16 protein-coding genes and 1 riboswitch are annotated in these 19367 nt (G+C 76.5%); of the genes, 7 read left to right on the top strand and 9 right to left on the bottom strand.

Translation table 11 applies throughout. From position 1 onward, the window contains the following. Positions 1-6: 6 nt before the first annotated feature. Entirely contained in the window at positions 7-540 is a 534-nt protein-coding gene (locus ACI798_RS02275) for a hypothetical protein (RefSeq protein WP_456939698.1), read from the bottom strand. A 153-nt stretch (positions 541-693) separates the two neighbouring features. Between ACI798_RS02275 and ACI798_RS02270 the strand changes: the two genes are divergently transcribed. Next, positions 694-6711, top strand: a complete 6018-nt coding sequence (locus ACI798_RS02270) for a DUF4011 domain-containing protein (protein ID WP_457047112.1) — start codon at positions 694-696, stop codon at positions 6709-6711. A gap of 98 nt (positions 6712-6809) precedes the next feature. Continuing rightward, positions 6810-8111 (top strand): threonine ammonia-lyase IlvA, encoded by a 1302-nt coding sequence (gene ilvA, locus ACI798_RS02265; protein ID WP_457047111.1) that lies wholly within the window; start codon positions 6810-6812, stop codon positions 8109-8111. Here ilvA and ACI798_RS02260 read toward each other — a convergent pair. Together ACI798_RS02260 and ACI798_RS02255 are read right to left on the bottom strand one after the other, a co-directional pair. Then, positions 8108-10345, bottom strand: coding sequence for a SpoIIE family protein phosphatase (locus tag ACI798_RS02260; RefSeq protein ID WP_456939695.1), 2238 nt, complete (start codon positions 10343-10345; stop codon positions 8108-8110). The two genes, ilvA and ACI798_RS02260, sit on opposite strands and share 4 nt — an antisense overlap. Before the next feature lie 11 nt (positions 10346-10356). Then, positions 10357-10707, bottom strand: coding sequence for an STAS domain-containing protein (locus tag ACI798_RS02255; protein WP_456939694.1), 351 nt, complete (start codon positions 10705-10707; stop codon positions 10357-10359). Between the two features lie 68 nt (positions 10708-10775). On the opposite strand from ACI798_RS02255, the gene ACI798_RS02250 reads away from it, so the two are divergent. Further along, on the top strand, positions 10776-11210 hold the full coding sequence (locus tag ACI798_RS02250) for an ATP-binding protein (RefSeq protein WP_456939693.1): 435 nt from the start codon (positions 10776-10778) through the stop codon (positions 11208-11210). A 55-nt stretch (positions 11211-11265) separates the two neighbouring features. On the opposite strand, the gene ACI798_RS02245 is transcribed toward ACI798_RS02250, so the two are convergent. The 3 genes from ACI798_RS02245 to ACI798_RS02235 form a co-directional block, all read right to left on the bottom strand. Beyond that, positions 11266-11862 (bottom strand): HD domain-containing protein, encoded by a 597-nt coding sequence (locus ACI798_RS02245; protein WP_457047110.1) that lies wholly within the window; start codon positions 11860-11862, stop codon positions 11266-11268. Between the two features lie 114 nt (positions 11863-11976). Further along, positions 11977-12945 (bottom strand): TIGR03557 family F420-dependent LLM class oxidoreductase, encoded by a 969-nt coding sequence (locus ACI798_RS02240; protein ID WP_457047109.1) that lies wholly within the window; start codon positions 12943-12945, stop codon positions 11977-11979. A gap of 125 nt (positions 12946-13070) precedes the next feature. After that, on the bottom strand, positions 13071-13502 hold the full coding sequence (locus tag ACI798_RS02235) for an ester cyclase (RefSeq protein WP_457047108.1): 432 nt from the start codon (positions 13500-13502) through the stop codon (positions 13071-13073). A gap of 241 nt (positions 13503-13743) precedes the next feature. Between ACI798_RS02235 and ACI798_RS02230 the strand changes: the two genes are divergently transcribed. The 3 genes from ACI798_RS02230 (at position 13744) to ACI798_RS02220 (ending at position 16927) form a co-directional block, all read left to right on the top strand. Continuing rightward, positions 13744-14907: an RtcB family protein gene (locus ACI798_RS02230; protein ID WP_457047107.1), complete on the top strand. Its 1164-nt coding sequence runs from the start codon at positions 13744-13746 to the stop codon at positions 14905-14907. Between the two features lie 150 nt (positions 14908-15057). Next, the gene (locus ACI798_RS02225; RefSeq protein ID WP_457047106.1) at positions 15058-15987 is read left to right on the top strand and encodes an MBL fold metallo-hydrolase; all 930 of its coding nucleotides are present in this window, start codon (positions 15058-15060) and stop codon (positions 15985-15987) included. 13 nt (positions 15988-16000) lie between these two features. Beyond that, a complete protein-coding gene (locus ACI798_RS02220; protein ID WP_457047105.1) occupies positions 16001-16927 on the top strand; it encodes a fumarylacetoacetate hydrolase family protein in 927 nt (308 codons plus the stop codon). Positions 16928-16986: 59 nt separating this feature from the next. Here ACI798_RS02220 and ACI798_RS02215 read toward each other — a convergent pair whose 3' ends face one another. The 3 genes from ACI798_RS02215 to ACI798_RS02205 all read right to left on the bottom strand — a co-directional run bounded on the left by ACI798_RS02215 (position 16987) and on the right by ACI798_RS02205 (position 18272). After that, a complete protein-coding gene (locus ACI798_RS02215; RefSeq protein ID WP_456939686.1) occupies positions 16987-17190 on the bottom strand; it encodes a hypothetical protein in 204 nt (67 codons plus the stop codon). A 122-nt stretch (positions 17191-17312) separates the two neighbouring features. Next, the gene (locus ACI798_RS02210; RefSeq protein ID WP_457047104.1) at positions 17313-17885 is read right to left on the bottom strand and encodes a hypothetical protein; all 573 of its coding nucleotides are present in this window, start codon (positions 17883-17885) and stop codon (positions 17313-17315) included. Positions 17886-18113: 228 nt separating this feature from the next. After that, complete coding sequence (locus ACI798_RS02205) at positions 18114-18272, bottom strand: hypothetical protein (RefSeq protein WP_456939684.1); 159 nt, start codon at positions 18270-18272, stop codon at positions 18114-18116. 359 nt (positions 18273-18631) lie between these two features. Beyond that, positions 18632-18783, top strand: a riboswitch (cyclic di-AMP (ydaO/yuaA leader). A gap of 12 nt (positions 18784-18795) precedes the next feature. Here ACI798_RS02205 and ACI798_RS02200 point away from each other — a divergent pair. Further along, positions 18796-19308, top strand: a complete 513-nt coding sequence (locus tag ACI798_RS02200) for a C40 family peptidase (RefSeq protein WP_457047103.1) — start codon at positions 18796-18798, stop codon at positions 19306-19308. The last annotated feature ends 59 nt before the right edge of the window (positions 19309-19367 follow it).

Raw genomic sequence — 19367 nt, 5'->3', positions numbered from 1 at the left:
AGCCTGTCACGGGCAGCGCGGGCCCCGGTCGCCGTTGCCCCGGCCGTTGCCGCGACCGTCCTGGCCGCGGCCGGGCGGGTCGGCGCAGGCGACCGGCAGCTCGGCGGGCGGCGGGAGGGGCGCGGCCGTCGTCGGAGCGGGCGTCGCCGATGGGACGGCGACCGGCACCTCGGCGACCACCTCCGGGACGGCGGCCGGGGAGGGCGCGGGCGTCGTGGGCGCGGCCGACGACGGGTGCGGCGACGCCGGGCGCGCGACGGGGTCGGTCGGGGCGGCGGTCCGCACGACGGGCGGCGCCGCGTCCACCGCCGTCCCCGTCACGGCCGGCGCGACCAGCACCGCCAGGCCGCCGACGGCGAGCAGCACCGCGAGCGCGCCGAGGACCGCGAGCCACCGCCGCCGGAACGCCGACCGCGCCGCCCGGTGCCGCGAGGAGGTGGGCAGCCGGTCCGTGTCGAGCCCGTCGGAGAGGTCGTCGAACAGGCCGTCGGAGAGGCCGTCGGAGGGCACGTCGGGCAGGGGCTCGGAGGCGCTGCGCACCCGGCTGAACGTACGGACGCGACACCCCTGATCCGGCCACCGACCCGCTCCCCCGTGCCCGCCCGGCAACGTCTCGGCCCTCCCGTCACACACGCCCCAGACGCTCCACGCGGATGACCGGACCGGTCCGTCCGGGCCGGTAGACAGGACGCCATGAGCACCACGGACACCCGCCCGCATCCGCACGACGGGGTCCGGGCTGCCGTGGCGATCTCGGCCACCAGCACGCCGGTGCTCTCCTACGCCCTCGCGCACAACCGCGTCCCGGTCGTGTCGCGGCTGGCGTTCACCAACCACGGCGCGGCGGTCCGCGGCGCCACCGTGCGCCTGGGCGTCCAGGACGCCGAGGGCCCCATCGGCAACCCGGTCGAGCTGCTGGTCGACCTCGACGCCGGCACCACCACCGTGCTCAGTGACGTCGGCCTGGTCATGGACCCCGCCGCGATGCTGCAGATCGAGGAGCAGCGGCCCGGGTCGATCGAGATCGACGTCGCCGTGGACGGCGTGGACGTCGCCGGCACCGCCGTCCCGGTGCAGGTGCTCGCCGCCAGCCAGTGGCTGGCCACCCCCGTGCCGCTGGCGCTGGAGATGCTCGCCGCGCACGTGCTGCCCAACCACCCCGCGGTCACCGCGCTGCTGGCCGAGGCCGCCGCGGTGCTCGAGGAGCGCACCGGCGACCCGTCGGTGCAGGGCTACCAGGCCGGCCCCGAGCGGGTCGACGCGATCGTCGCCTCGATCGCCGCCGCCATGCGGGCCCGCGGCATCCGCTACAGCGAGCCCCCCGCCAGCTGGGCCGACATCGGCCAGAAGGTGCGCACCCCCGGCGACGTCCTCGACGGCCGGGTGGGCACCTGCCTGGACACCGTCGTCGTGCTCGCCGCCGCCCTCGAGGCCGCCGGCGTCCGGCCGCTGCTGTGGGTGGCCGAGGGGCACGCCTTCCTCGGCTACTGGCGCGAGGAGCGCACCGCCGAGAGCGCGGCCACCACCGACGTCGCGCCGCTGGTCAACCTGGTCGACCTCGGCCTGGTGCGGCTGGTGGAGACGACGCTGCTGACCAGCCGCAGCGCCGAGGAGCCCGACGCCGACCGGCTGCACCGCGCCGCCTACGACGCCTGGCTGCCCGGCACCCTCGACCGCGTCGTCGGCGTCACCGATGTCCACCGCGCCCGCCGCGACGGCATCCTGCCGCTGCCCGCCCGCACCCGCGGCCCGGACGGCTCGGTGCAGGTCATCGAGTACCGCGCCGCCGAGCACGACCCCGCCGCCCGCCCGTCCGGCCGGCACGCCGCCCCGGTCGCCGGCGGCCGCCCGGGCGTGCCGCCGCGGGTGCAGCAGTGGAAGAACAGCCTGCTCGACCTCAGCCTGCGCAACCGGCTGATCAACTACACCGAGGGCGCCGGCCTGCCGCTGGTCGTCCCGGACGCCTACCTCGCGGGCCTGGCGGACCTGCTCACCGGCGACGACGCCCTCACCCTGCTGCCGGGCGACCGGCTGGCCGCCGTGCACGTCGAGCGCGGCGTGCGCTCGGCCCGCGAGCTGCCGGTCGGCCTGCTCGGCGAGGCGCTGGTCGACCGCCGCACCGTGCACGCCGACGTCACCGAGGGCGGCTACCTGCCGCGGCTGCGCGGGCTGGCGCACCGGGCGCGGACCGTCCGCGAGGAGACCGGCGCCAACAACCTCCACGTCGCCATCGGCAGCCTGGCCTGGGAGCTCGACGGCCGCTCGCTGCGCTCGCCGCTGGTGCTGCTGCCGGTGGTCCTCTCCCCCGCCGGCCGCACCGGCGCCTACCGGCTCACCGCCGACGAGTCCTCCGCCGCCAGCCCCAACTGGTGCCTGCTGGAGAAGCTGCGCCAGGTGCACGGGCTGACCGTGCCGGGGCTGGACGGCGAGGGCATCGACGTCGACACCGCGCTGACCGCCGTCCGCCAGGCGCTGGCCGACGCCGGGCTGCCGTACCGCGTCGAGGCCACCGCCGACCTCGCCGTCCTGCAGTTCGCCAAGTACCGGCTGTGGCGTGACCTCGACGAGCACTGGGCCGAGCTGACCGCCAACCCGCTGGTGCACCACCTCGTGCACGCCCCGACCGAGGCGTTCACCGACCCGGTGCCGGCCACGGCCGCCGACGTCGACCTCGACGAGCTGGCCGCCCGCTGCCCCGTCCCGGCCGACGCCTCGCAGCTGCGCGCGGTGGCCGAGGGCGTCGCCGGGCGCACGTTCGTGCTCGAGGGCCCGCCCGGCACCGGCAAGTCGCAGACCATCACCAACCTGCTCACCCGCGCGGTCGCCGATGGCAAGCGGGTGCTGTTCGTGGCCGAGAAGCGGGCCGCGCTCGACGTCGTCGCCCGCCGGCTCGAGGCGGTCGGCATGGGCCCGTTCGCCCTCGACCTGCACGACCGGGGCGCCCGCGCCGCGGAGGTCCGCGCCCGGGTGCGCGCGGCGCTGGACCACGCCGTCGCCGTCGACGAGCAGGGCCTGGCCGCCGACGGCGACGACCTGCGCGCCGCCCGCCGCACCCTGGCCCGCTACGCCGACCGGCTGCACGCGCCGAACGCCGCCGGGCTGTCCTACTACTCCGCGCGGACGGCGCAGCTCGCGCTCGGCGACGACGTCCCGCAGCTGCCGGTACCGCAGACCTTCGCCGCCGCCGCGTCCGCCGCGACGCTGGCCGAGGTGCGCCGCGCGCTGGCGCTGCTGCCCGACGTCGCCGACCTGGTCCGCCCCTCCCCGCGGCACCCGTGGGCGTTCGTCGACACCGCGCGGGTCGACCTGCGCGCCGCCCAGGCCGCCGCCGCCGAGGTCGACGCCGCCATGCGCGCGCTGCCGGCCGAGGAGCACCTGGCGCGGGCGCTGCGCGAGGTGCGCACCCCCGGCGACCTCGACGACCTCGCCCACCTGCTGTCCGGTCCCGCGGCGGGTCTCGACGTCCTCGACGAGGTGCCGACCGAGCGCTGGACGACCGCGACGACGACGGTGCTCGGCGAGGTCGCCGCGTTCACCTCCGCGGTCCACCCGGGGCTGGAGCTGGCGACCTCCGAGGCGCTGGCGCTGCCGCTGGCCGACCTCTACGTCGCCGCCCAGACCGCGCAGGCCGCCCGCTGGTGGGCCCGCCGGCAGGGGCTGCGCGCGGTGCGGGCGCAGCTCGCGCCGGTGCTGCGCCCGGGCGTGACGGTCAAGCTGCGCGACGTCGCCGAGCTCACCGCGTCGCTGTGGCGGCTGCAGACCGCCGCCGCCGGCATCGCCGCCCGCGCCTCGGTGATCCCGGGGCTGTCGGTGCCGGCCGGCTGGAACCCGCTGCTGGAACCCACGCTGCTCGACGGGCAGGTCGCCTGGCTGCGCCGCGCCGGCGCGGTCGTCGACAGCGCCCGCGAGTTCGCCGTCGCGCTGCGCCGCTACGTCGTCGCCGGGCCCGGGCCGGACGCCGCCGCGGCCGCCGCCGTCGTCCGGCTGCGCGACGGGCTCGACGCCCTGCTGCGGGTCTGCTCCAGCACCCCGGCCGCGCTGGCCGCCTGGTGCGGGGACGACGGCGTGGTGCTGCGCTGGGCGATGACCCGCCCCGAGCGCGGCGTCGAGCACAGCGGGCTGATCTCGCTGCGCCGGTGGGCGGAGTTCCTCGACACCCTCGAGCCGCTGCGCGCCGCCGGGCTGACCGAGGCCCGCGCCGCGCTGGTGTCCGGCCGGCTGCCCGCCGAGGACGCCCCGCGCGCCTTCGAGCACGGCCTGGCCGCCGCGTCGACGGCCGAGCGCCGCGCCGCCACCGGGCTGGACGGCTTCGACGAGGCCGCGCACGGCAAGGCGATCACCCGGTTCACCGCCGCCTCCCGGGCGGTGCGCCGGCACCTGGCCGCCGCGCTGCCGGCCGAGGTGCTGGCCGGCCGGGACCTCCGCGACGCCGGCGACCGGCTCGGCGCGCTGCAGCGCGAGCTCGGCCGCTCCCGCCGCGGGCCGGGCGTGCGCGCGCTGCTGGCCGAGTACGGCGACCTGGTCACCGCGGTCATGCCGTGCGTGCTGGTCAGCCCCGACTCGGTGGCGCGGTTCTTCCCCGCCAAGGCCGGGCTGTTCGACCTGGTGGTCTTCGACGAGGCCTCGCAGATCCGCGTCGCCGACGCCGTCGGCGCGCTGGGCCGGGCCAGGGCCGCCGTGGTCGTCGGGGACAGCGAGCAGATGCCGCCGACGTCGTTCGCCGAGCCGGTGTCGGTCCTCGACGACGAGCTCGCCGAGCTGCTCGGCACCGCCGTCGAGGACGAGGAGTCGATCCTCTCCGAGTGCGTGCAGGCGCGGGTGCCGCGGCACTGGCTGTCCTGGCACTACCGCAGCCAGGACGAGTCGCTGATCGCGTTCAGCAACGCGCACTACTACGAGAACCGGCTGTCGTCGTTCCCGGCGCCCACCCATGGGCGCCCCTCGCCCGACGTCGACGGCCGCGGCATCTCGCTGGTCCGGGTGCAGGGCACCTTCCACCGCTCCGGCGCCGGCCGGCTGCTGCGGACCAACCCGATGGAGGCCAAGGCCGTCGTCGCCGAGGTCCGCCGCCGCTTCGACGCGGGTACGGGCGGAGATGCCACAGCGGTGCCGTCGATCGGCGTGGTGACCTTCAACGCCCAGCAGCGCGCCTACATCGAGTCGCTGCTGCGCGACGCCGGCGACGAGCGGCTGACCGAGGCGCTGGACCGCACCGACGGCGAGGGCCTGTTCGTCAAGAACCTGGAGAACGTGCAGGGCGACGAGCGCGACGTCGTGCTGTTCTCCACCGGCTTCAGCCCCGACGACCGCGGCGTGCTGCCGCTGAACTTCGGCCCGCTCAACCGGGTGGGCGGCGAGCGCCGGCTCAACGTGGCGATCACCCGCGCCCGGCGGCAGGTCGTCGTGTTCTCCTCCTTCGACCCGTCGGCGCTGCGCGCGGAGCAGACCTCGTCGCTGGGCATCAAGCACCTGCGCGCCTACCTCGACCTGGCCGCGCTCGGCACCGACGCGCTGCCCCGTGAGGCGCGGCGGCCGTCGGTGCCCGACCGGCACCGCGAGGAGATCGCCGCGGCGCTGCGCGAGCGGGGGCTGGCGGTGCGCACCGACGTCGGCCTGTCGGAGTTCCGCGTCGACCTGTCCGTGGCCCGGGCTTCGGCGCCGGAGAGCCCGGTCGTGGCGGTGCTGCTCGACGGCCCCGAGTGGGCGCGCCGGCGCACCGTCGGCGACCGCGACGGCCTCCCGGTCGAGGTGCTGTCGGGGATGCTCGGCTGGCCCGTGGTCGAGCGGGTGTGGCTGCCCTCGTGGCTGCGCGACCGCGACGCCGTCCTCGACCGCATCGTCGCCGCGGTGGCCGCGGTCCCCGGGCCGGCGCCCGCTGCCCCGGCCGCCGCGCCGGCCGTGGTGGACGACGTCCCGGCCCCCGTCGTCGAGCTCCGCGTCGCCGAGCACCCCGCCGCCGAGGCGGAGCCGGATCCCGAGCCCGAGCCGGAGCCCGCCGCCGAGCCGGAGGGCCGCGGACTGCCGACGCTGCGCTCGATGGTGTCGGCCGCGGTGACCGCGCTGCCGGTGCCGCGGCACGCGCCGGTCGAGGCGCCGGTGGTGACGACGCCGGTGACGCCGGTGCCGCTGACCGTCGTCCCCGACCCCGTCGAGGAGCCCGCTCCCTCGCCGGAGCAGCGGTTCCGCGCGTGGGCGCCCAAGCCCGCGGGCGACCGCAAGGTCCTCGACAACCTGGCCGACCCGCGCAACGCCCGCCTCGTGAAGCGGGTCCTGACCGCCGGGGTCAAGGCCGAGGGGCCGGTGCACCGCGACCGCCTCGTCCGGCTGGCCGCCGGCGCGTTCGGGCTGACCCGGGTGAGCGAGGCCCGCCGCGACGCGCTGCTGGCCCTGCTGCCCGCGGGTGCCCTCGACGGCGAGGTCGTCTGGCCGGACACGCTGGACCGGGAGACCTGGACCGCGTTCCGCCGCCAGGCCACCAGCACCGCGCGCCCGCTCGAGCAGGTGCCGGTGCAGGAGGTCGGCAACGCGATGGTCGCCCTGTGCCGCACGTCGGGCGGGCTGACCCAGGACGAGCTGTTCCTGCGCACCGCCGAGGTGTTCGGCTACCGCCGCCGCACGCCGTCGCTGGCCCCGCTGCTCGCCGAGGCGCTGGCCCGGGTCACCGCCGCCGGCCGCGTCACCGTGGGCGACGACGGTCGCCTCACCGCCTAGCCGACCTGTTCTGCGGGTCCTCGTGCTCTGCCCCCACGGGCGGGGCAGAGCACGACCGTCCGCAGGAGCACCCCCGGCCGCGGGCAGGATGGGGCACCGTGAGCACCGCCGGGACGACCGAGGCGACCGCGATCCGGGACTTCGCCGCCGACGTGCGGGACGCCGTCGGCCGGCTCGCCGGGGTCGCCGAGCGCACGCCGCTGCAGCGCAACGAGCGGCTGTCCACGCTCACCGGCGCCGACGTGTGGCTCAAGCGCGAGGACCTGCAGGTCGGCCGCTCGTACAAGGTGCGCGGCGCGTACAACACGATCAGCCGGCTCGACGACGCCGCCCGCGCCGCCGGCGTGGTGTGCGCGAGCGCCGGCAACCACGGCCAGGGCGTCGCGTACGCCTGCCGGGCGCTCGGCGTGCGCGGCGCCGTCTTCGTGCCCGGCACGACGCCGCGGCAGAAGCGCACCCGCATCCGGGCCCTCGGCGGGGACACGGTCGAGCTGGTCGTCACCGGCGACACCTACGACGACGCCGCGGCCGCCGCCGCGGCGCACGCCCGCACCAGCGGCGCCACGCTGGTCCCGGCCTTCGACGCCTGGCCGGTCGTCGTCGGGCAGGCGACCGTCGCGGTGGAGGTGCTCGACCAGCTCGGCGGCCACGCGCCCGACGTCGTCGTCCTGCCGCTCGGCGGCGGCGGGCTGCTGGCCGGCTGCGGCACCTGGCTCGCCCAGGCGAGTCCCGGCACCCGGCTGGTCGGGGTGGAGCCGGCGGGCGCGGCGAGCATGGCCGCGGCCCTGGCCGCCGGGCGGCCGGTCGAGCTGCCGGAGATCGACACCTTCGTCGACGGCGCCGCGGTCCGGCGGGCCGGCAGGGTCACCCATCCCCTGGTGCGCGACTGCGGCGCCGAGCTGGTCGCCGTCCCCGAGGGGCAGGTCTGCACCGAGATGCTCGACCTCTACCAGGTCGACGGGATCATCGCCGAGCCCGCGGGCGCCCTGGCCCCCGCCGCGCTCACCGGCGGCACCGTGCCGGTCGAGCCGGGGCAGACGGTGGTCTGCGTGCTGTCGGGCGGCAACAACGACGTCAGCCGGTACGCCGAGGTCATCGAGCGCTCCCTGGTCCACCAGGGGCTCAAGCACTACTTCCTCGTCGAGTTCCCGCAGGAGCCCGGCGCGCTGCGCCGCTTCCTCGACGACGTGCTCGGCCCCGACGACGACATCGTGCTGTTCGAGTACGTCAAGCGGGACAACCGGGAGACCGGCGCCGCGCTCACCGGCATCGAGCTGGGCACCGCCGCCGCGCTGCCCGGCCTGCTCGACCGGATCGCCGCCAGCCCGCTGCGCATCCAGCACCTGGCGCCGGACTCCCCGGCCTACCGCTACCTCGTGCGCGGCGGAGGGCTGGGCTAGACCCGGGCCAGCCCCACCACGGTGACGTCGTCGGTGCCCGCCGGGTCCAGTGCCGCGACGACGCCGTCCACGACCTCCTGCGGCTCCCCGGCCAGCGTGGCCACCGCCGCGCGCACCGCCTCCAGGCCCTCGGGCAGCGGGCGGTCGCGCCGCTCGACCAGCCCGTCGCTGTAGAGCAGCAACCGGTCGCCGGCGTCCAGCCGCAACCCCACCTCGGGGTAGTCGGCGTCGTCGAGCAGGCCGAGCGCCGGCCCGCGGCCGTCGGCGACCAGCCGCGCGGCGCCGTCGTGGGCGTGCACGGCGGGCAGGTGCCCGGCGTTGGCCAGCGCCAGCGCGCCGCTGACCGGGTCCAGCTGCACGACCAGGGCGGTCGCCATCTCCCCTGGCAGCAGCGCGGCGACCAGGCGGTTGAGCTCGGCCAGCGCCGCGGCGGGGCCCTCGTCGCGCAGCAGCGCGGCGCGCAACGCGTGCCGCAGCTGGGCGGTCACCGACGCGGCGGTCAGGCCGTGCCCGGCGACGTCGCCGAGCACCACGGCCAGCCGGCCGCTGGGCAGCGGCACCAGGTCGTACCAGTCGCCGCCGACGACGTCGGCCTCGCTGGGCCGGTACCGCGCGCCGAGAGCGACGCCGGGCACCTTGGGCAGCTCCTCGAGCAGCAGGGTGCGCTGCAGCGCGGCCGACAGCCGGTCGTCCTCGCCGGCGCGGGCGAGCACAGCCGCGCCGAGGTGGCCGGCCAGTGCGCGGGCGGCGGCGACCTCGTGCTCGTGCCACGGGCGGGCGGTGCCGCGCACGGTCTCGGTCCAGCGGGTGAACGACCGGCGCGGGGACAGCCGCCCGTCGGTGACCTTCGACGTGTGCGGGTCGCCGCCCCAGCTGACCTCGCGCGGGGTCTCGGGGCGGAACCAGGCGAGGAAGTCGCCGCGCCCGCCGCCGACCTCGACGGCGAGCACGCCGCTGGCGTCCTCGGCGAGGTCGGCGAAGCCGGGCAGCGCGAGGGTGAGCCGGTCGGTCGCGCCGCCGGCCCGCAGCACCGCGGGGACGACGGCGGCGACCCGGTCGGCCGGCGGGGTGCGCCCGAGCAGGTGCAGCCGCCCGTCGAGGCGGACCGCGGCGCCGGCGACGGGCAGCAGGTCGAGCGCGGTGAGGTCGCCGTCGACGAGCGCGGCGGCGGGGGTGCGCGGCGTGCGGCCGATCGCCGACACCAGCTCCGCCTCCCGCTGCGCGACGGCGACCACCCGATCGCGCTCGCCGGCCTCGACGGTGGTGTGCAGCAGCAGCGAGGCGGTGCGGCCGAGGAACTCCGCGGCGGTGCGGTCGGCGTAGGAGGGGCGGTGCGCGCCGCTGTAGCCGTGGCAGGAGATCAGACCCCAGAGCTTCCCGCGGTCGACGAGCGACACCGACATCGACGCGGTGACGCCCATGTTGGCCAGGTACTCCAGGTGCACCGGCGAGACGCTGCGCAGCATCGCGCCGGACAGGTCCAGCGGCCGCCCCGTCCCCGGCACCAGCGGCGGCTCCAGCGGCACCGGCGTGTAGGTGGCGTCGGGGATCAGCCGCATCCAGTTGGTCGCGTAGAGGGCGCGGGCCTGGGCGGGGATGTCACTCGCCGGGTAGTGCAGGCCGAGGAAGGGCTCGAGGTCCGCCCGCCGGTCCTCGGCGACCACCTCGCCGTTCCACTCGGCGTCGAAGCGGTAGACCATCACCCGGTCGAAGCCGGTCAGCGCCCGCACCTCGCGGGCCAGGACCGCGGTCAGCCCCTCCAGCGACGTCGGCGCGGACAGCCGCTGCAGCACCGTCGGCAGCCGCCGGTGCCAGGCCGCGCCGGCCTGCTCGGCGCCGGCGACCGGCTCCCACTCGGTGACCAGCAGGTCGCCGCTGCGGGACAGGACCAGGTCCAGCTCGCTGCCGCCCGGCGCCACCCGCAGCGGGTCGGCCTCGGCGAGGTCCCCGGCCAGCGCCGCCCGCAGCCGGTCGAGCTCGGCGGGGGTGAGCAGGTCGGCCAGCGTGCGGCCGGTGGGGTCGGTGCCGAGGACGTCGGCGGCGTTGGCCGAGGCGACGACGACGGCGAGGTCGGGCTCGGTGACGGCGAGCAGCGCGCCGTGCGGCTGGATCGCCCCGGGGACCGCGATCGGCTCCTCCGCGCAGCGGGCGAGCGCCTCGTCGTCGACCGTGCGGCGGAGCGGGTCGGGAGCCGGGGACGGCGGGTGCGCGGCGGGGCTCTCGGTCGCGGTCATCGCGGCCGACCCTACGACCCGACCTCCCCGTCGGTCAGGCTCGCCGCCTCGACCACCGGCACCAGGCGGGACAGCTCCAGCAGGTCGATGACCAGCCGGACCGGCGTGTTCTCCCGCGGGCAGACCACCTGCAGCGCGGTGCCGGCCGCGGCGGCGGCCCGGGCGGTGCGGGCGAGCTGGCGGGCGCCGGAGGAGTCCAGGAAGGTCGTGTCGGTCAGGTCGACCACTAGGGCCCGCGGCGAGCGGGACAGCTCGGCCTCGACGCACTGCGCCAGCCGATCCACCGTCGCGATGTCCAGTTCACCGCGTACCCTCAGCGCGGGCCGCCCGTGCACCGCCACGCGGTCGACGGCGAACAGCACGATGGGGCTCCCTCGGAACTCGGAACGGACCCGAGGAGCGTACGCGCCGTCACGGGAGGGGGCTCGGCATGGACATCGCGTTCACCGTCCGGCTGCCCGTCGACGTCGACAGCGTGCCCTTCGTCCGCGGCCTGTGCCGGCAGGCGCTCGACCACCTGCGGATCGAGCGGGCCGTCGTGGAGGAGACGACGCTCGCGCTCACCGAGGCCTGCGCGAACGTCGTCCAGCACGCCGGGGACCACGCCGAGTACCAGGTGTCGGTGGAGATCGACCGGGCGCTGTGCCGGATCACCGTGGTCGACGACGGCACCGGCTTCGACCCCGAGGAGGCGGTCGCCCGGGCCGGTCTCGACGGCGAGCGCGGTGCGGGGCTCACGCTCATGCAGGCGCTGGTCGACCGGCTGGACTTCCGCCGCGACCCCGACGGCCGGCACTGCGTCAGCCTGGAGAAGCGGCTGACCACCCGCCCGTCGCTGCGCCTGCTCGACCGCAACCGGCCCTAGGCCGTCCTCTCCCGCGGACGCTCGTGCTCTGCACACACCCGTGTGCAGAGCACGACTACGCGTCGAGGGAGTTGGCCCGCGCCCGGGCGGCGAAGCCGTTCGCGGAGAACCGCCCGGCGAGCGAGTCCGGCTTGCGGCGGGCCTGGTCCTCGAAGCAGGCGACGAACTCGCCGATGAGGCCCAGCCGCGGGTACTCGGCGAGGACGGCGGCGCGCAGGTCCGCGGGCCAGGCGTCCGGGTCGCGGCCGGAGATGTCGAGGCCGGTGGCCAGCTCCAGCAGGTGCCCCTCGGGGTCGGCGGCGACGTCGACCTCCGGCGCCATGTGCGCGACGACGATCTCCGCGACCCGGCGCCGCCGCGCGGCCGGCCAGCCCGCGCCCGCGGCGAACACCCAGCCGACCGCCCCGCCGGCCTCCTCGAACGGCAGGGTCGCGCTGTCGAAGACCGGCACCAGGCCGAGGTCGTGGACCATCGCGGCGACGAACAGCAGCTCCTCGTCAAAGGCGGTGCCGTGCCGGTGGGCGTGGTCGGCGGCCCAGAGGTAGGAGCGCAGGCAGTGGTTCACCAGCGCCGGTGAGCTGAACTCCTGCACCACCTCCCGCGCGAGGAGGCAGGCGGCGGTGTCGGGCAGGGCGGGGAGGGAGGCGGTCACGGTCGGCGAGTGTGCCGCCGCCGGGACCGCCGTCGGGCCCTGCTCCCCCGCCCGCCGCGCACCCTGGCAGGTCCGTTGCGGAACCCGGCAGGGACGGTGTCCTGACGAGGGCTGTCACGCCGAGGGCGTCAGCTCCCTCACCCGCTCGACGAGCCCGCCGGCGCAGGCGTCGATGAACCCGTCGGGGTCCGGGCCGACGTTCTGCAGGACGAGGTGGTCGAAGCCGGCGTCGACGTAGGGCTGCGCCTGCTGCAGGTGCTTCTCGAGGTCCGGCCCGACGGAGAACTGGCCCCGGATGTCGTCCTCCTTCACCGTCTGGCTGGCGGCGTCGAAGTTGACCGGGTTGGGGAGCTCGCTCATGACCTTCCAACCGGTGAGCGCCCAGCGGCTGGTCCTCAGCGCCTCCTGGACGGCGGACTCCTCGTCCTGCGCCCACGCCATCGGCACCTCGGCGTAGAGCGGGCCCTTCCCGCCGGCGTCGCGGAAGGCACCGACCAGGTCCTCGCGCGGCTCGGTGGCGAACAGCCCGTCGCCGTACTCGGCGGCCAGCTGCGAGGCGTTGGGCCCGCCGCTGGCCACCGCGATCACCGGGAGCTCGTCGGGCAGGTCGAAGACCCGGGCGTCCTCGAGCTGCAGGTACTTGCCCTCGAAGGTCTGGTAGCCGCCCTGCCACAGCTGCCGGATGATCTGCAGCGCCTCGCGGAGCATCTCGTGCCGCACGTGCACCGCCGGCCAGCCGGTGCCGACGACGTGCTCATTGAGCCGCTCACCGGCGCCGATGCCGAGGGTGAACCGGCCCTCGGCGAGGATCTGCACCGTCGCCGCGGCCTGGGCGATGACCGCGGGGTGGTACCGGATGATCGGGCACGTCACGCCGGTGACCAGGCCGATCCGCTCGGTCTTCGCGGCCATCGCGCCGAGCATCGACCAGGTGAAGCCGCTGTGCCCCTGGACGTCGAGCCACGGGTGGTAGTGGTCGCTCATCTCGACGAAGTCGAAGCCCGCCTCCTCGGCCCGCACCGTCTGGCGGACGATCTCCTCGGGCGGGAAGGCCTCGGTGGCGAGCTTCAGTCCGACCTGCATCGCGCGCGTCCTCACTGTCGGGTCCAGCGGTCGCACGAGGGCTGCCCGGGCCCCGCGGAACGGAAACGGCACGCCGGATTCCCGGACCGCCGGTGCCGGCGGCCCGGGAGGCCCTCCTCCGCGGCTCAGCCTCGGACGAGGTCCGCGCGCAGTCCGAGCTGCTCGGCGAAGGTCTTTTGGTCGAAGTAGCCGACGACCCGCGTGACGCCGTCCGCGCCGACTTCGATGACGTCGATGCCCGGGAGGTCGCACCGGCCACCGGTCGGCTCCGGCAACCCCGGCATCGGCCCGCTCCAGGTGCCCTGCAGCCGCCACCGCGCGTAGACGCGAGAGCCATCGGAGCCGATGTCCTCGATGACGAAGGCCAGGTCCGGCATGGCTGTGACCAAGGCGGCGACGTATCCGGCGATGGCCACCTTCGGAAGGGGCTCCGGCAGGTTCGGGTCCACGTAGGTCCCGCCTTCCGCAAAGGTCGCAGCGACCGCGTCCCCGTCGTGGTCGTTCCAGCCCCGCAGGTACCGCTCGGCCAGCTCGGCGGCGTCGATCGTCGTCGTCACGTCGGTCTCCCCTCGGTCGGTGGACGGGCACCGCGGCGCGGACGGGGGCCGCGCGCGCCACGGCGGGTGGTCGCGCGAGGGTGCCGAGGCTAGTGCCGCGACGCCCGGAAACCGAGGGAGTTCCCCGCGGTGGGGTCCCCGGGTAATCCGGTCGCGCCGCGCGAGCCGAGCGCGTTGACTGCCCCGGCCCGAACGGCAGAGACGGCCATTTCTGCCGCCATCCCTGGAGACGGAAAGGACCATGGAGGAGATCAGCGAGCGCCTGCTCAGCTGGGCGTCGATCCTCGAGGACGCGACCCGCGAGCAGGCCGAGCGCACCGCCTCGCTCCCGTTCATCCACCCGCACGTGGCGCTGATGCCCGACGCCCACCTGGGGCTGGGCGCGACCGTCGGCTCGGTCATCCCGACCGACGGCGCGATCATCCCGGCGGCGGTCGGGGTGGACATCGGCTGCGGGATGATGGCCGTGCGCACCCAGTTCACCGGCGACGACGTCCGCGGCCGCAACCTCGCCGTGCTGCACGAGCAGATCGCCCGCGCCGTGCCGCTGTCGGCCGGCCGCGCCAACCGGAAGGTGCGCGAGACGGCCGCGCCGCGGATCGAGGAGCTCCGCGCACTGCCGGGCGCGGACCAGGCCGACGGCGTCGTGCGCGACTGGCCGCTGCAGCTCGGCTCGCTCGGCTCGGGCAACCACTTCATCGAGGTGTCCCTCGACGAGGCCGACCGGGTGTGGCTGTTCCTGCACTCGGGCTCGCGCGGCGTCGGCAACAAGCTGGCGTCCACGCACATCCGGGTGGCGCAGGAGCGCACGCGGGCCCGCGGCGTCGCCGTCCCCGACCGCGACCTCGCCTACCTGGAGGAGGGCGAGCCGGAGTTCGACGCGTACATCGAGGCGCTGCACTGGGCGCAGCGGTTCGCCGCGCTCAACCGCGAGGAGATGATGGACCGCGTCGCCGACCAGGTGTCGCGGTTCCTGACCGAGGAGGTCCGGCGCGAGCAGGTGGTCCAGTGCCACCACAACTACACCGAGCGGGAGACCCACTACGGCCGGGAGGTGTGGCTGTCCCGCAAGGGCGCGATCGCCGCGCGCCGGGGGCAGTGGGGGCTCATCCCCGGCTCGATGGGCGCGGCGTCCTACGTCGTCGTCGGGAGGGGCGACGCCGCGTCGCTGACCTCGGCGCCGCACGGTGCCGGGCGGGCGTTCTCCCGGTCGGCCGCCCGCAAGCGGTTCAGCCGGGCCGACCTCGACCGGCGGATGGCGGGCATCGCCTGGGGCCGCTCGGACGCGTTCCTCGACGAGCACCCCGAGGCGTACAAGGACATCGACGTCGTCATGGCCGACGCCGCCGACCTGGTCGAGGTCCGGCACACGCTGCGCCAGGTGGTGAACGTCAAGGGCGACTGAGTCCCCTGCCGCGGGGGGGGGGGGGGGGGCGGCCGGGGGGGGGGGGGCCCCCCCAGCCGCGCGCCCCCCCCCCCCCCGCCCCCCCCCGGAGCACCCACCCGAGGAGCCCGCCGACTTTCCGTGCCACCTGGGCTCCAGCAGAGTGACGGCGTGACGACGTCGATCGAGGCCGCGGCGCTCGAGCAGGTGGCGCCGGGGGTCTTCGCCTACGTGCAGCCCGACGGCAGCTGGATGATCAACAACACCGGCGTCGTCACCGGCGACGACGGCACGGGGCTGATGGTGGACACCACCTCGACCGAGGCCCGCAACCGCGCGCTGCTGGCGGCCGTCGGGTCGGTGGCGCCGGGCCGGCTGCGGGCGCTGGTGAACACCCACCACCACGGCGACCACACCTTCAGCAACTGGCTGGTGCCCGCCGACACCCCGGTCGTCGGGCACGTGCACGCGCGGGAGGACCAGCTCGCCGCCGGGCTGCTGGCCGCGCAGGTGCTCACCGGCCCGGACTACGGGCATCTGGAGGTGCGCCCGCCCGACCTGACGTTCACCGGCGGGCTGACGCTGCACCTCGGCGAGCGGGCGGTGGAGCTGCACGCGGTCGGGCCGGCGCACACCCGCGGCGACGTCGTCGTCTGGCTGCCGGCGGAGCGGGTGGCCTTCGCCGGGGACATCGCCTTCGCCGGGGGCCAGCCGTTCCTCGCCGAGGGCAGCGTGGCCGGCTACCCGCGGGCGGTCGAGGCGCTGCGCGCGCTGCAACCCGACGTGCTGGTGCCCGGGCACGGCCCGGTGTGCCGCGGCGACGAGGTCCCCCGGCTGCTCGACGAGCTGGCCGGCTACGCCGCCTTCGTCGCCGCGACCGCGCGCGAGGGGCACGCGGCCGGGTGGTCGCCGCTGGAGACCGCGCGGCGGCACGCCGACAACCCCTACACCGGGTGGCAGGAGTCCGAGCGGCTGGTCGGCAACCTGCACCGGGCCTACGCCGAGCTCGACGGCCGGCCGCCGGGCGAGCGGCTGCCGCTGGCCGACATCTGGCCGGACATGGTGGCGTTCCACGGCGCCCCCATCGGCTGCCGGGCGTGAGGGAGGAGAGCTGATGCGCTGGGTCACCTACGTGTCGCCGTCGGACGGCGCGGAGCGGGCCGGGCTGCTGCGCGACGGGCAGGTGCACGGGTTCGACGCCGCACTGGTCGACCTGCTGCCCGACCTCGCCTTGGCGGCGGAGCGCACCCCGGCCGAGGTGGTGCCGGAGGAGGGGCTGGTGCTGCGCGCGCCGGTGCCGCGGCCGCCGTCGGTGCGCGACTTCCTGTCCTTCGAGCAGCACGCGCGCAACGCCGCCGCCGCGTTCGGCCGGGAGGTCTCGCCGGTCTGGTTCCAGCAGCCGGTCTTCTACTTCACCAACCCCGCGGCGGTGCGCGGGACCGGCGAGCCGGTGCCGGTCTCCCCCGGCTCGGCGGCGTTCGACTACGAGGTGGAGGTCGCCGCGGTCGTCGGCCGGGGCGGGTCGGACCTCACGCCGGAGCAGGCCGAGGCCGCGATCGCCGGCTACACGGTGTTCGTCGACTGGAGCGCTCGCGACGTGCAGGGCGTGGAGTCCCAGGTCGGCCTCGGCCCGGCCAAGGGCAAGGACGGCGCGACGACGCTCGGCCCGGTCCTGGTGACGCCCGACGAGCTCGAGCCGTACCGCTCGGGTGCCGGCTACGCGCTGCGGATGGTGGCCGCGGTCGACGGCGTCGAGCAGGGCGGCGGCAACTGGGCCGACATCCGCTGGTCGTTCGGGCAGATGCTCGCCTACGCCTCGCGCGGCACCGAGCTGCGGCCCGGTGACGTCGTCGGCAGCGGCACGGTCGGGACCGGGTGCCTGCTGGAGCTGCGGTCGCTGCACGGCGAGGAGCGGCACCCGTGGCTGCGGCCGGGCGTGGAGGTCGCGGTGACCGTCGAGCGGATCGGCACGGTGACCGCACCGATCGTCGCCGGCCCCGACCTGGTTCCGCTGGGTCCCGCGGCGGCCGCGCGGGCCTAGGGCGGAGCGTGCCCGCGCTCCGGGGCCACTGTGACCCCGGAGCGCGGACACGCGCCGGTTCAGTCCTCCGCCCGGCCCATCCCGGTGCCCTCGGCGGCGCCGGGGAAGCCGGGGCGGTCTCCGCTCCCCATGGGTCCCTGGGCAGCGCGGGGTCCCTGCTCGGGTGCGTCGTCGGCGACGCCGTTCTCGTCGGGGTGCTCACCCGGCAGCACGTGGTCGTCGGTGCGGCCGTCGGAGCCGCCGTTCGGCGGACCCTGGGTCATCGCGGACCTCCTCAGCCGTGCTCCGACCGGACGGCTGGGCTCGCCCCGGTCGGAGCACGGGGTACCCGTCCCGCCGCCCCGGACACGGCTCGGGCGGTCGCCGTCCGCTCGGGGACGGGTGGTCAGGGGCAGCTCTCCTCGAGCTTCACGACGCCGAGGTCGATGGCGCCCTCGACGTCGCCGGTGACCCGCTGGCCGGCCGGGACGTTCTGCGTGCAGACCTTCCAGTTGGCGTCGAGCACCTGGTTGCGCGTGTCGAGCAGGTCGTGGGACAGGCTGAGGAAGACGCCGTGGGTCTGGATCAGGTCCTGGGCGTCCTGCAGGGTCATCCCGACCACCGACGGCATGGCGAAGTCGACCACCGGCGCGGCCGACGTGGTCAGGGTCGCGGTGGTGCTCGGCGCGACGGCCGGCGGCGGGGCGCTGGAGACGGGCGGGACGGCCGGCTGCGGGCTCGGCGTGGCGGTCACGGTCTCGGTGACCGTGGTGGTGCTCGCGGCCACGGTCGCCGGCTCGTCGTCGTCGCCGCCACCGAGCGCGGCGCCGATGGTGCCCACGACGAGGACCAGCGCGAGGACGGCGAACCAGGGACGCAGGTAGACCGGCGTCTCCTTCTCCTCCGGAGGCGGGGGGAGGAATCCGGGCAGCGGGCCCTGCGGCGGCTGCCAGGGCTGGCCGGGCGGCGGTCGGGTCATCGGGACACCCCGTCGTGCTGGAGGGACCCGCGGCGGGCGCGGCGGCACCGCTGTCGCGGGAGGAACCGCGGGAGCGTGCCACGGGGGGACGCCGGTCCCCGGGACATCCGGGACGGCGTCGTCGCGGAACGGTCACGGGACGCCCCCGTCGCCCCGCCGGTCTCCCCGGACACGCCGCGGCCCCCGTCCCGGGCCGGGACGGGGGCCGCGATCGATCGGGACCGCGGGTCAGTAGCCGCGACCGGACTGGCCCTTGCCGCCCTTTGCGTTCTTGGCCTGGAAGTCGCGGACGAACTGCTTGATCTTGGCCTGGTTCTGCGGCTTCCGGAGCTCCTGGACGACCTTGGCGGCGACGCCCGAGGCGATCAGGTTCCTCATCATCCCCATGGGGGGCTCCCTCCTCTCGGTTACTGCATCGGGTGCCCCGACAACGGGCGGCGCAACCGTCGCGATCCCGGCTGTGTCCCCCGATCCGGTCGTGGCGGGTCGTTGACGGGCTGTACGGGCACACCGCCGGCTCCTTTCTCCTCCGCCGCGGCGTGTCGGCGCCGTCCCTCCGGATCTCGCACGGCGGGGGCGCCGGCTCCGGTCCTGGTGAGGCGGGCGATTCGGATCCGCTGCCCGCGTCAAGTCCGCGACCGGCGTCCGGGCGTGGCGCGACTCCGGCCCGGTTGAGTGCTGCAACCCCCGTCCCTACCGTCGTCGCGGTCCGGCCGGGACCCACCGTCACGCCCCCTGTGTGACACCCGCCGGACACGCCGAACCGGACGCCGGCAACTCAGCCGGCACCGGGCCGGGGACCCACGTGAGCACTGGGGTGAAGCGCGCTCCGTCGCGCCGGGCGACTCCTCCGTCCGAACCCGTCAGCTAACCCGGTAGGCGATCGCGGAGAACAGGAGAACCGTCGTCGATGACGACTGCACGCACGTCCACCGCCCGTCGCTCGTTCCGCGGCATCGCCGTCGCGGCCATCGCCGGAGCCGGCATCGCCCTGTCCCCCCTGCCGGCGTCGGCCTCCACGGGCGGCGGCGGTACCGGGACGGTCGCCGCCGCACCGGCGCCCGCTCCCAACGGGGCGGCCCAGACGGCCGTCGACACCGCCCTCGCGCAGGTCGGTGACCGCTACGTCTACGGCGCGACCGGCCCCGACAGCTTCGACTGCTCGGGCCTGACCAGCTACTCCTACCAGGCGGCGGGCGTCTCGATCCCGCGCACCTCGAAGGCCCAGTCGACGTTCGGCACCCCGGTGGCGAAGGCCGACCTCCAGCCGGGTGACCTGGTGTTCTTCTACAGCCCCGTGTCGCACGTGGGCATGTACATCGGCAACGGCCAGATGGTCCACGCCTCGACCGCCGGCAAGCCGGTGGCCGTGGTCGACCTGGACTCGATGCCGGAGTTCGCGGGCGCGCGCCGCGTCGCCTGACGCACGGAACGGTGCCCCCGGCCGGCTCGCCCGGCCGGGGGCACCGACCCATCCTCGGG

The sequence above is a fragment of the Geodermatophilus sp. SYSU D01045 genome (assembly GCF_054050295.1).
This window is presented reverse-complemented; position numbering and strand designations above follow the sequence as displayed.

Bases quoted from the DNA above. Each gene is read 5' to 3' on its own strand.
- ACI798_RS02220 (WP_457047105.1), top strand. From the start codon at position 16,001: ATGCGCTGGGTCACCTACGTGTCGCCGTCGGACGGCGCGGAGCGGGCC.
- ACI798_RS02215 (WP_456939686.1), bottom strand. From the start codon at position 17,190: ATGACCCAGGGTCCGCCGAACGGCGGCTCCGACGGCCGCACCGACGAC.
- ACI798_RS02250 (WP_456939693.1), top strand. From the start codon at position 10,776: ATGGACATCGCGTTCACCGTCCGGCTGCCCGTCGACGTCGACAGCGTG.
- ACI798_RS02230 (WP_457047107.1), top strand. From the start codon at position 13,744: ATGGAGGAGATCAGCGAGCGCCTGCTCAGCTGGGCGTCGATCCTCGAG.
- ACI798_RS02205 (WP_456939684.1), bottom strand. From the start codon at position 18,272: ATGGGGATGATGAGGAACCTGATCGCCTCGGGCGTCGCCGCCAAGGTC.
- ACI798_RS02200 (WP_457047103.1), top strand. From the start codon at position 18,796: ATGACGACTGCACGCACGTCCACCGCCCGTCGCTCGTTCCGCGGCATC.
- ACI798_RS02270 (WP_457047112.1), top strand. From the start codon at position 694: ATGAGCACCACGGACACCCGCCCGCATCCGCACGACGGGGTCCGGGCT.
- ACI798_RS02260 (WP_456939695.1), bottom strand. From the start codon at position 10,345: ATGACCGCGACCGAGAGCCCCGCCGCGCACCCGCCGTCCCCGGCTCCC.
- ACI798_RS02240 (WP_457047109.1), bottom strand. From the start codon at position 12,945: ATGCAGGTCGGACTGAAGCTCGCCACCGAGGCCTTCCCGCCCGAGGAG.
- ACI798_RS02210 (WP_457047104.1), bottom strand. From the start codon at position 17,885: ATGACCCGACCGCCGCCCGGCCAGCCCTGGCAGCCGCCGCAGGGCCCG.